Origin of the sequence: Bradyrhizobium sp. 61 (assembly GCF_023073075.1) — a bacterium.
In the GTDB taxonomy this organism is placed as follows: Bacteria; Pseudomonadota; Alphaproteobacteria; order Rhizobiales; family Xanthobacteraceae; genus Bradyrhizobium; species Bradyrhizobium barranii.
Genome location: NZ_JADPIU010000084.1, coordinates 258,245 through 269,878, shown reverse-complemented (window position 1 = coordinate 269,878; position 11,634 = coordinate 258,245). Strand labels below are relative to the sequence as shown.

The window sequence follows — 11,634 nt, the reverse complement described above, 5'->3', positions numbered from 1 at the left end:
CGGAATGGCTCATCCGCCGCGTGGCGTCTGCACGCAAGATGCGCGGCCAAATCCGGATTGGCATCGTTGACGACGATGGGCTAGCTTCGAAGCGCCTTCGCTCAAGCAAAGCAACAACAGCAACGCGACGGCTGCCGGGAGAGAGCCATGAAATCGCCGATCTGCGACATGCTGGGCATCGAGTTCCCGCTGCTCGCCTTCAGCCATTGCCGCGACGTCGTTGCCGCCGTCAGCCGTGCCGGCGGCTTTGGCGTGTTGGGGGCCACCGTGCACACGCCCGACACGCTCGAACGCGAGCTGAAATGGATCGACGAGCATGTCGACGGCAAGCCCTACGGCATCGACGTCCTGATCCCCGAAAACATCTCGACCGCGGGTGAGAAGGACGTCACCTGGAAGAGCCTGGAGGCGCGCGTGCCGCAGGAGCACCGCGCCTACACGCGCGACCTCCTGAAGAAATACGACATCGAGTTGACGACAAGTGATGTGGCCGACAACCAGCCGCAACCGTTCGACGCGAAGACCGCACTTCAGCTGCTCGAGGTCTCCTTCAACCATCCGATCCGATTGATCGCCAACGCGCTGGGCGTGCCGCCGAAGGCGATGATCGAGATGGGCAGGAAGCACGGCGTGCCGGTTGCCGCCCTCGTCGGCGCCAAGGAACATGCACTGCGCCAGGTCGCGGCCGGCGTCGACATTCTCGTGGTGCAGGGCACCGAGGCCGGCGGCCATTGCGGCGAGGTCTCCACCCTGGTGCTGGTGCCGGAGGTGATCAAGGCGATCAAGAACATCCGCGACGTGCCGGTGCTCGCGGCCGGCGGCATCATGACGGGACGGCAGATGGCCGCCTGCATGGCGATGGGCGCGGCCGGCGCCTGGACCGGCTCGGTGTGGCTCGCCACCGTCGAGGCCGAGACCACGGAGATCTTCCGCGAGAAGATGATCGCGGCGTCCTCGCGCGACGCGATCCGTTCGAAGGGGCGCACCGGCAAGCCGGCACGCCAGCTCCGCTCGGTCTGGACCGATGCCTGGGACCGCGCGCCGGAAAGCCCCGGCGCGCTGCCGATGCCGCTGCAAAGCGTCATCAGCCGCGACGCCTTCAACGCGATCGACCGCGCGGCGGCGAGCGGCAACGCCAAAGCGCGCGACCTCGTCAGCTATTTCGTCGGCCAGGGCGTCGGCCTGATCGACAGCGTGAAGTCGGCGGGCGCGGTAGTGCAGGAGTTCAAGGAAGAATTTGCCGAGGCCGTCGAACACATGAATGCGCTGGTGGCGGAGTAATTGCCTGTGGCCGGAATAGAGTCCGTGGCTCATCCTTCGAGGCTCGCCAAGCGCCGCAAGCGTCGCTCGGCTCGCACCTCAGGATGACGCTTCATCCGTAGCCGTCACCCTGAGGTGGCCGCTTCTTCAGCGGCCCTCGAAGGGCGACGGCGTGCCGAAGACCCAGAAAGTGAACCAAGAAGAAATGACCAAGACCTCTATCCCGGAAGACCTCATCCCCGTCATCGTCGGCATCGGCGAGATCGTCGACCGACCCAAGGAGATCACCGACGGCCTCGAGCCGCTGGATCTGCTCGAACAGGCGCTACGGCGGGCCGAACAGGACGCCGGCGCAAAGCTGCTTGGCGAGGTGCAGTCGCTCGACGTCGTCAACTTCCTGAGCTGGCGCTATCGCGATCCGGAGAAGCTTTTGGCGCAGCGGCTCGGCATTGCGCCTGCGCATTGCTATTACGGCCCGGTCGGCGGCGAGAGCCCGATCCGCTACCTTCACGAGGCGGCAAAGCGCATCGCGCGCGGCGAATGCACGGTGGCGGCAGTCTGCGGCGCGGAGGCGCAGTCGACCGCGACCAAGGCGGAGCGCGCCGGGGTCAAGCTGCCCTGGACGCCGTTCGCCCATGACGTCGAGGAGCCCAAGCGTGGAGCGGCATTCCAGAAGCCGCTGGCGGTGAAGCTCGGCGTGTTCCGTCCCGTCACCGTCTATCCATTCTATGAGTCCGCCTCCTCCGCCCATTGGGGCCAGACGCCGCGCGAAGCCATGGCAGAGTCCGGCACGCTGTGGTCGCGCTACTCCGAGGCCGCCGCCGAAAATCCCAACGCCTGGCTGAAGCGGCGCCATGCGCCGGACGAGATCACAACGCCGACGGCCGACAACCGGCTGATCGCCTGGCCCTACAACAAGCTCATGGTCGCCAACCCCAGCGTCAACATGGGCGGCGCGCTGCTGCTCACCAGCCTCGCCAAGGCGCGCGCGGCCGGCATCGCGGAGGACAAGCTGGTCTACCCGCTTGGCGGCGCCTCGGCCGAAGAGCCGCGCGATTACCTCCTGCGCGATCAGTTCCATGAAAGCCATCCGCAGAATGCGGTGCTGAAAGCGGCGATGGATCTCGCCGGCGGCGACGGAAAAAAATTCGACGCGATCGAGCTCTATAGCTGCTTCCCCTGCGTGCCCAAGATGGCGCGGCGGACGCTTGGCCTCGGGGCCGACGTGCAGCCGACCGTGACCGGTGGCCTCACCTTCTTCGGCGCGCCGCTCAACACCTACATGACGCACGCGGCCTGCGCGATGGTGCGGCGTGTGCGCGATGGTGCCAAGCTCGGGCTGCTCTACGGCCAGGGCGGCTTCGTCACCAAGCACCACGCATTGGTGGTGTCGAAGACGCCACGTGAGGCGCTGGCGCAGGAGACAAGCGTGCAAGCAGAGGCCGACCGCAACAAGCGCGCGGTGCCCGAGTTCGTCACGGAGGCCTCAGGCAAGGGCAAGGTCGAGAGTTTTACGGTGCTCTATGGCCGCGGCGGCGAGGTCGAACACGGCGTGGTGATGCTGCGGACGGCGGACGAGCGGCGCACACTCGCGCGCATTCCGGCGAGCGACGCGGCGACGCTGGCGCATCTGCTCAACATGGATCGCACGCCGGTAGGCTCGCTCGGCGAGATCGCGATGGCCGCAGATGACGTGCCGGAGTGGCGGGTGGCGTAGCTTACGTAGGGTGGGCAAAGGCGCTCTTGCGCCGTGCCCACCATTCTTCTTCCAATCACATGAAGATGGTGGGCACGCTTCGCTTTGCCCACCCTACGAGATCAACCTAGCCCTTCGGCGCCTGCTTCTCCGACGCCGTCGCCGGCTTGCCCTTGGCACCGGCGCCGCCGACGACGCGAACCTGGTCGCCGTCGGAAATGCCATCCGGCGGGGCGGCGATGACGCGGTCGTCGGGTGCGATGCCCGAGGCGAGTTCAATCTCCTTGCCGAGATCGCGCGCGATGGTCACGGTCTTGAACTGCACCTTGTCGTCGGGACCGACGGTCGCAACACGCAGACCGCTGCCGTTGAAGATCAGGGCGCTGGCGGGAATGCTCAGCGGCGCGGTGTCGCGCTGAAGGTTGAGCTTCACGCTGGCATAGCCGCCGGGCATCAACTCGCCGTTGGAATTGTCGAGCCGAAGCTGCATGCGGGTGGTTCCTGAGGCGACGTCGACGGCCTGCGAAGACGCCTCGACCGTCGCCTGGAATGTCCGGTTCGGGTATTCCGGCATGACCATGGTGGCCTTGGCGCCGATCTTGATCGCAGGCACGTAGTTCTGGGGAACATTGACGTAAACGCGCAGCTTGGTGATGTCGGAGACCACAAACATCGCCGGGCCGGAGCCGCCGCCGGCATTGATCAACGCGCCGACGTCGGTATCGCGCGCCGTGACCACGCCATCGAACGGCACCGTGATCTTCTTGTAGCCGGCCAGTGCTTCAAGCCGTTCGACATTTGCCTGGCCTGAGTGGACGGCCGCGTTCTTGTTGGAGAGATCGGCGGTGCGCTCGTCGATCTCCTGCGCGGAGACGAAGTTGGAGGCGACCAGCGTCTTGCGCCGGTTCAGCGTTGCTTCCGACAGCCTTGCGCTGGCCTGCTGGCTGGCGAGGTCGGCGCGGGCCTGAAGCAGTTGCTGGTCGAGGTCGGGCGCCTCGATCTCGGCGATCACCTGCCCCGCCTTGACGCGCGCGCCCATGTCGACGCTCCAGCTCTTCAGATAGCCGGAGACGCGTGCGAAGATAGGCGCGCGGTAATAGGCTTCGAGCCGACCCGGCAGGTCGATGGTGCCGTTGAGGGATTTTGCGTTCGGCAGGGTCACCGCAACGCTGGGAACGGCCTGATCGTCGGTCCATTCCTTCAGCTTGGAGCCCTGCTCCTCGCGGGCACGAATGCCGGTACCCACGACGAGGCCTGCCGCAATCAGCGCCACCACGCCGAAGATGCCCAGTTTCCGGTGCGACACCGGGGAGCGGGGTTCAGTGGGCGACATGCGGAGTCTCCAATGGGGCGGCGGCTTTGGCGCCTTGTTTCTTGTGTACCATACTGAACACCACGGGAACAAACATCAGCGTGGCGAAAGTTGCAAAGATCAGGCCGCCGATCACGGCGCGGCCAAGCGGCGCATTCTGCTCGCCGCCCTCCCCGAGCCCCAGGGCCATCGGCGCCATGCCGATGATCATGGCGAGCGCGGTCATCAGCACCGGGCGGAACCGGACGAAGCCGGCCTCGAGTGCAGCGGCGATGGGGTCACCGAGTTCCTCGTAGCGCTCACGGGCGAAGGAGATCACGAGCACGCTGTTGGCGGTGGCAACGCCCATGCACATGATCGCGCCGGTCAGCGCCGGCACCGACAGCGTCGTCTCGGTCGCGAACAGCATCCAGACGATACCGGCAAGCGCGGCCGGCAGCGCGGTGATGATCACGAACGGGTCGGACCAGGACTGGAAGTTCACGACGATCAGGAAGTAGATCAGCACGACGGCACCGAGCAGGCCGAACAGAAGGCCGGTGAAGGCGCTGTTCATCGTCTGCACCTGGCCGAGCAGCACCACGGAGGAGCCCTTCGGCACGTCCTTGGCGGTGTCGGCGATCACCTGACGGATGTCGGCGGCGACCGCACCGAGATCGCGGCCCGAGGTCGTGGCAAAGATCTGGACGAGGTTCTGGATGTCGTATTGCGACACTACCGCACTCGAGGTCGCGCGCTTGATGTCGGCGATGCCGCCGAGGATCGGCGACTGCGAGGCGCCCGTTGCCGTGATCGGCAGCGTCTGCAGCGCGCTGAGCGAGTCGATCTGGTATTGCGGCGTCTGCATCACGATGGAGTAGGAAACGCCGTTCTCCGGATTGAGATAGTAGGTCGGCGCGACCTGCGAGGAGCCGGCGAGATTGACCACGAGGCTGTTGGTGACGTCGCGCTCGGTCAGGCCGACATATTGCGCGCGGGTGCGGTCGACGTCGATGTTGAAGGTGGGATTGTTCGGCGACTGCTGGATACGCGCATCGGCAACGCCGGGAATCTTGCGAACCTTCGCCAGCAGGTTGTTGGCGTAGGCAAAGTTGGCGTTGATGTTGGCGCCGCGGATCTGCAGGTCGATCGGCGCCGGCGCGCCGAAGTTCAGGATCTGGCTGACGATGTCGGCGGGGAGGAACGCGAAGCTGACGCCGGGGAACAGGCGCGGCAGCTGCTCGCGCAGCACGCGCACGTGCTCTTCCGTCGGCTTGTGGCCCTCTTTCAGCTTGATCTGGATGTCGCCGTCCTGCGGGCCGATCACGCCCGTGTTGTTGTAGGTCATGTTGATGCCGGAGATCGGCATGCCGATGTTGTCGGTCAGCGTCTCGATTTCGCCGGGGATCAGCTTGCGGATCGCCTTCTGGACGTCGGCGAGCTGGTTGGCCGTCTCCTCCACGCGGGTGCCGACCTGGGTGCGGACATGCATCAGGATATTGCCGGCATCGACCGCCGGGAAGAAGTTGCGCCCGAGGAACGGCACCAGCGCGAAGGACGCGCCGACCACGCAGAGGAAGCCGATCACGAACACCGCGCGGTGCACCAGCGCCAGTCCCAGCAGATTATGGTAGCCGCCGCGGATGCGCTCGAACCGCTTCTCGAAGCCGCGCTGGAACCAAACCAGCGGATTGCGCGACTTCGGCGGGCCGCCCTCGTGATGGACGTGCGCCTGCAGCAAATAGTTCGCCATGGTCGGCACCAGCGTGCGCGACAGGAGGAACGACCAGATCATCGCGAACATCACGGCTTCGGCCATCGGCACGAACAGGAAGCGCGCGACGCCGGTGAGGAAGAACATCGGCACGAACACGATGCAGATACACAGCAACGAGACGAAGGCCGGTGTCACGATCTGGTTGGCGCCGTCGAGGATCGACTGCTCGACCGGCTTGCCCTGCTCCAGATGGTAGTTGATGTTCTCGATGGTCACGGTGGCGTCGTCGACGAGGATGCCGACCGCGAGCGCAAGGCCGCCGAGCGTCATGATGTTGAGCGTCTCACCGATCGCCGACAGCATGATGATGGCGCCGAGCACCGAGAGCGGGATCGAGACCGCGATGATGACCGTGGAGCGCCAGCTGCCGAGGAACAGCAGTATCATGACGCTGGTCAGCAACGCCGCGATCACGCCTTCGAACGCGACGCCTTGAATCGCGCCGCGGACGAACACCGACTGGTCGCCGATGAAGCCGATCTTCAGCGCGTCCGGCAGCTGGTCCTTGACGTCGATCACCTTCTGCTTGATGCCGGCGATGATATCGAGCGTCGAGGTCGCGCCCGCCTTCAGCACCATCATCAGCACCGAGCGATTGCCGTCGACATGGACGATGTTGGTCTGCGGCGGATTGCCGTCACGCACGGTCGCGACGTCGCGCACATAGACCATCGCGCCGTTGACGGTCCTGATCGGCAGATTGCCGAGCTCGTCGATCTTCAGCGGCGAGTTGTTGAGCTGGATGTTGTATTCGAACTGGCCGATCTTCTGGGTGCCGACCGGCGTGATCAGGTTCTGGGCTGCGAGCGCGTTGGCGACGTCCTGGCCCGACAGGCCACGGGCCTGGAGCGCGGTCGGATCGAGGTCGATCTGGATTTGGCGCTGCTTGCCGCCGAACGGATACGGGATCGCCGCGCCGGGCACGGTGACCAGCGGGGTGCGCAGATTATTAATGCCGATATCGGCGAGGTTCTGCTCGGTCAGGCCATCGCCCGACAAAGCCACCTGGATGATCGGAACGGTCGACGCGGAGTAGTTCAGGATCAGGGGCGGCGTCGCGCCCGGAGGCATCTGCTTCAGCAGCGTCTGCGAGATCGCGGTGACCTGCGCGTTGGCGGTGCGGATGTCGACGTTCGGCTGGAAGAAGATCTTGATGATGCCAAAGCCGTTATAGGAGTTGGCGGTAATGTGCTCGATGTCGTTGACGGTCGTCGTCAGCGCGCGCTGGAACGGCGTGGTGATGCGGCCGGACATCTGGTCCGGCGGCAGGCCGGTGTACTGCCAGACCACGCCGATCACGGGGATGCGGATGTCCGGGAAGATGTCGGTCGGCGTCCGCAGGGCCGCGAGCGGCCCGATGATCAGGAGCAGAAGCGCGAGCACGACAAACGTGTAGGGTCGGCTCAGGGCAATACGGACCAGAGCAATCATCGGTCAGGTAATTCCAAATCGGGGACAGGGAACACGCCCCACGGGTTCCTAGGGCTGATTTACCCGAACACCGTGGAAATGGCCAACGACAGCGCCGCCCCGTCCGGTCACTTCCCTGCTATCGCACTGCGAAATCGCATTCCAGATATGCAGCCTGCGGCCGGAAGATTACGGAAGCGGCTCACCCCCACGTAAAAAAGCGGCGCCCGCAGGCGCCGCTTTCAGAACTGCGATCGTTTCCCGGCTTAGGCCGCGCGGACGTTGGTCAGGAACTTGCTGACCTCGGTCTTGAGGCGGCTCGAGTCGTTGGACAGCATCTGCGCTGCCGACAGCACCTGCGAGGAGGCCGTGCCGGTCTCGGTCGCGCCGCGCTGCACGTCGGTGATGTTGGAGGAGACCTGCTGGGTGCCCTGCGCCGCCTGCTGCACGTTGCGGGCGATCTCCTGGGTCGCTGCGCCCTGCTCTTCCACCGCAGCCGCAATTGCCGAGGAGATTTCGGAGAGACGCTCGATGGTCGAGGAGATCTCCTTGATGGCGCCGACCGAGTCGTTGGTCGCCGCCTGGATGCCGGAGATCTGCTGGCCGATCTCGCCGGTCGCCTTGGCGGTTTGCTCGGCGAGCGCCTTCACCTCGGAGGCGACCACCGCAAAGCCGCGGCCGGCTTCACCGGCACGCGCCGCCTCGATGGTGGCATTCAGCGCCAAGAGGTTGGTCTGGCCGGCGATGGTGTTGATCAGCTCGACGACGTCGCCGATGCGGGAGGCCGCCTTGGACAGCTCGCTGACGCGCTCGGTGGTGGCACGGGCCTGGCCGACGGCGTCGCCCGCCATCCGCGCTGATTCCTGCACCTGACGGCTGATCTCGCCGACCGACGAGGCCATCTCCTCGGTGGCCGAGGCTACCGACTGCACGTTGGTCGAGGCTTCCTCCGAGGCCGCGGCGACCGTGGTCGCCATCCGCTGTGAGCGGTCGGCGGTCGAGGTCAGCGTCGAGGCGGAGGCTTCGAGCTGCGTCGAGGCCGACGACACGGTCTGGACGATCTCGCCGATCATCGTTTCGAAATCGCGGGTGATGCCGTCGACGCGGCGGCCGCGCTCGATCTTGGCTTCGGCATCGGCGGCGGCGGCCTCGTCGGCGGCTTTCTTGGCGATCAAGGCTTCCTTGAAGATCTGGAGCACATCGGCCATGGCGCCGATCTCGGTCTTCTCGCCGCGATGCGGGACTTCGGCGGAGAGGTCGCCCTTGCCGAGCGCCTGCATCGGCTGGATGATCGAGTTGATGCCGGCGGAGACGTCCTGGACCACGTAGAAGCTGACGCCGATGCCGATGATCACGGCGGCGCCGAGGATGATCGAGACCAGCATGAAGGCATAGAAATAGCTGTCGGCGGCATCCTGGGCAGCCTGGTCGCCGCCCTTGGTGTTGAGATCGATGTCCTTCATCAGGACCTCATCCGACGCAAGGCCGATCTTGTTGACCGTCTTGGTGTTCAGCTCCTGGGCGTCATGCGGGACCTTGCCGGCCTCCTTGCGCGACAGCGCCATGACGTCTTCGGTGCCCTTCTTGTAATCGTCCCAGAGCTTGGCCCATTCGTTGTACAGCCGGCGTTCCTCGGGCGAAGTGATCTTCGGCTCGTAGGCCTTGCGGGACTTGGCGAGCGCCTCGATGACGGTGCCGGCCGTCTTTTCGTTGGCGAGCTTCTCCTCGAGGGTCTCGGACAGCATGTGCTGGCGGACCACGTTGCGGTAGGTGATGACGCTGGCGCGGAGTTCGCCGAGCACCCGGACACTGGGCAGCCAGCTCGTGGTGATGTCGGTGGTGTTGGCGTTCATCGACCGCATCTTCGTGACGGCGAGCAGGCCCATGCCGGTCATCGCGACCAGCAGGAACGCCACGACACTGATGATCTTGGCGCGAATGGAAATGGTGGCGAACATAATCGGGTCTCGTTGTGCTGGCGCGGGCGCGCGTCCGGGAGGTCTTAACAATCAACCAAAAGGAGCGACGCCGACATCAGACCACAGAGCGACTGAGCAGATGTTAACTACGACTCCGTTCGAGTACGGAGCCTGAAAGAAATGAACAGGCAGCTAAGAACGCCCTGCGCTCAGCGCATGAGCCCAAGCGCGTCCGCGAAGAATTCCGGCCCGCCGAAATTTCCGGACTTCAGCGCAAGCAGCATATCGCCTGCTTCAGCGCCGACGGCGCGCAACACCGGGACGCCCGCGGCGATCTCAGCGCCGACCAGGAAGCCGGGAATCCCGAGGCGATCGACGACGGCGCCGGAGGTCTCGCCGCCAGCCACGACCAGCCGCCGGACGCCTGATTTGACTAGGTTTTCCGCAATGTCGGCCATCGCCTGCTCGATGGCGTGACCGGCTGCATCGCGGCCGTGGCGCGCCTGCAAGGCGGCGACCTGATCCGGTGTCGCGCTCGACGCGATCAGGACCGGACCGTCGGCAAGTCGCGGCTTGGCCCAGGCGATCGCGCGCTGCACTTCGTCCGCTCCCGTAAGAATACGGTCCTGATCGAGATGGAGCACCGCCATGACGCGTTCGGCATTGGCGATCTGCTGAAGCGTCGCCTGCGAGCAGCTTCCGGCGAGGCAGGCCGCCGGTCCGCCGACGGCGGCGTCCGCCCCGCCGCTGCCAGCGGCCGACTTGACCTTGCCCGTCGAGACCAGAGCCCGCGCCAGTCCGAGGCCGATGCCGGAGGCGCCGACCGATAGCCGATGCTGGGCAGCGACGAGGCCGATGGTCTCGAGATCGCGGTCGAACACGGCATCGATGATCGCGGCACCGATGCCCTTGCCTGACAGTTCGGCCAGCCGAGCCCGCACGGCCTCCGCGCCGCGGGTGACGGTCGCGAGGTCGACGAGACCCACCTGCGTCTTGCTCTGGCGTGCCAGCACGCGCACCAGGTTGGAATCGCGCATCGGGTTGAGCGGATGGTCCTTGAGCGGGCTCTCGTTCAGCGGCACGGCGCCGACGAACAGATTGCCCTGGTAGACCGTGCGACCGGTCTCCGGGAAGGCCGGCGTCACCAGCACGACGGCCTCGCCGCTATCGGCGCGCAGCGCGTCCATCACCGGGCCGATATTGCCCGCATCGGTGGAATCGAAGGTCGAGCAGATCTTGAACAGCACATGGCGCGCCCCGCGGCCACGCAGCCATTTCTCCGCCGCGCGCGAGCGCGACACGGCAAGGCCCGCCTCGATCGAGCGGCTCTTCAGCGACACCACGACGGCGTCGACCTCGGGCAGCGTGAGATCGTCCGCGGGCACGCCGATAGTCTGCACGGTACGCAGGCCCGCGCGCGTCAGCGTGTTGGCGAGATCGGAGGCGCCGGTATAGTCGTCGGCGATGCAACCCAGTGCGAGCGTCACGGCTTCACTCCCGCATAAGGCTTGAACCAGGCGAGGCCATCGGTGGTCTTGCCGCGCGGATTGTATTCGCAACCGACGAAGCCGGTATAGCCGAGCCGGTCGAGTTCAGTGAACAGGAAAGGATAGTTCAGCTCCTCGCCGTCGGGCTCGTTGCGCGAGGGGACGCTGGCGATCTGGATGTGCCCGATGATCGGCATCATCTCACGCAGGCGGATGGTGACGTCGCCATGGATGATCTGGCAGTGATAGATGTCGAACTGGAGCTTCAGGTTCGCCAGTCTCAGTTCCTGGATCAGGTCGCGCGCGAAGCCGAAATCGTTGAGGAAGTAGCCGGGCACATTGCGCGCATTGATCGGCTCGAGCACGATATCGATGCCGTGCGGAGCGAAGAACTCCGCAGCCCACGCCACCGATTTGTAGAACGCCTCGATCGCGACGCGCTCGCCGCGGTTGGCAATGCCGGCCATCAAGTGCAGCCGCTTGACGCCGGTCGCCTTGGCGTAAGGCAACGCGGTCTCCAGGCTCGCCTTAAGATCGGAGAATCGCGCCGGCAGCGCCGCAAAACCCTTCTCGCCGGCATTCCAATCGCCCGGCGGCAGGTTGAACAGCGCCTGCGTCAAACCGTTGCGCTTGAGCCGCTCGCCGACCACTTCAGCCGGATGCTCGTAGGGAAAGAGGAATTCGACTGCAGTGAAGCCCGCTTGCGCGGCGGCGTCGAAACGGTCGAGGAACGGCACCTCGGTGAACATCATCGAGAGGTTGGCGGCGAAACGGGGCATTGGAATCCTCTTGGC

At 65.6% G+C, this 11,634-nt stretch carries 7 protein-coding genes; 2 read left to right on the top strand and 5 right to left on the bottom strand.

Going from position 1 to position 11,634, the window contains the following annotated elements:
- Positions 1-147: 147 nt before the first annotated feature.
- Together IVB46_RS34750 and IVB46_RS34745 are read left to right on the top strand one after the other, a co-directional pair.
- Positions 148-1,281 carry a nitronate monooxygenase gene (locus IVB46_RS34750; RefSeq protein ID WP_247308149.1) on the top strand — a complete coding sequence of 378 codons (1,134 nt, stop codon included), beginning with the start codon at positions 148-150 and terminating at the stop codon, positions 1,279-1,281.
- A gap of 184 nt (positions 1,282-1,465) precedes the next feature.
- Positions 1,466-2,977 carry an acetyl-CoA acetyltransferase gene (locus tag IVB46_RS34745; RefSeq protein ID WP_247308146.1) on the top strand — a complete coding sequence of 504 codons (1,512 nt, stop codon included), beginning with the start codon at positions 1,466-1,468 and terminating at the stop codon, positions 2,975-2,977.
- Between the two features lie 106 nt (positions 2,978-3,083).
- Here the strand turns inward: IVB46_RS34745 and IVB46_RS34740 are convergent, their stop codons facing one another.
- The 5 genes from IVB46_RS34740 to otnI form a co-directional block, all read right to left on the bottom strand.
- Positions 3,084-4,289 (bottom strand): efflux RND transporter periplasmic adaptor subunit, encoded by a 1,206-nt coding sequence (locus tag IVB46_RS34740; protein WP_247308143.1) that lies wholly within the window; start codon positions 4,287-4,289, stop codon positions 3,084-3,086.
- Complete coding sequence (locus tag IVB46_RS34735; protein ID WP_247308140.1) at positions 4,276-7,455, bottom strand: efflux RND transporter permease subunit; 3,180 nt, start codon at positions 7,453-7,455, stop codon at positions 4,276-4,278. The genes IVB46_RS34740 and IVB46_RS34735 overlap by 14 nt, the downstream gene beginning before the upstream one ends.
- A gap of 245 nt (positions 7,456-7,700) precedes the next feature.
- Positions 7,701-9,392 (bottom strand): methyl-accepting chemotaxis protein, encoded by a 1,692-nt coding sequence (locus IVB46_RS34730; RefSeq protein ID WP_247344565.1) that lies wholly within the window; start codon positions 9,390-9,392, stop codon positions 7,701-7,703.
- A gap of 170 nt (positions 9,393-9,562) precedes the next feature.
- The gene (gene otnK / locus IVB46_RS34725; protein ID WP_247308133.1) at positions 9,563-10,840 is read right to left on the bottom strand and encodes a 3-oxo-tetronate kinase; all 1,278 of its coding nucleotides are present in this window, start codon (positions 10,838-10,840) and stop codon (positions 9,563-9,565) included.
- Complete coding sequence (gene otnI / locus IVB46_RS34720; protein WP_247308130.1) at positions 10,837-11,619, bottom strand: 2-oxo-tetronate isomerase; 783 nt, start codon at positions 11,617-11,619, stop codon at positions 10,837-10,839. The genes otnK and otnI overlap by 4 nt, the downstream gene beginning before the upstream one ends.
- Positions 11,620-11,634 lie beyond the last annotated feature (15 nt).

What these genes read in the sequence shown, in the direction of transcription:
- IVB46_RS34740 (WP_247308143.1), bottom strand. Translation starts at nt 4,289, where the DNA reads ATGTCGCCCACTGAACCCCGCTCCCCGGTGTCGCACCGGAAACTGGGC.
- IVB46_RS34750 (WP_247308149.1), top strand. Translation starts at nt 148, where the DNA reads ATGAAATCGCCGATCTGCGACATGCTGGGCATCGAGTTCCCGCTGCTC.
- IVB46_RS34730 (WP_247344565.1), bottom strand. Translation starts at nt 9,392, where the DNA reads ATGTTCGCCACCATTTCCATTCGCGCCAAGATCATCAGTGTCGTGGCG.
- IVB46_RS34735 (WP_247308140.1), bottom strand. Translation starts at nt 7,455, where the DNA reads ATGATTGCTCTGGTCCGTATTGCCCTGAGCCGACCCTACACGTTTGTC.
- otnI (WP_247308130.1), bottom strand. Translation starts at nt 11,619, where the DNA reads ATGCCCCGTTTCGCCGCCAACCTCTCGATGATGTTCACCGAGGTGCCG.
- IVB46_RS34745 (WP_247308146.1), top strand. Translation starts at nt 1,466, where the DNA reads ATGACCAAGACCTCTATCCCGGAAGACCTCATCCCCGTCATCGTCGGC.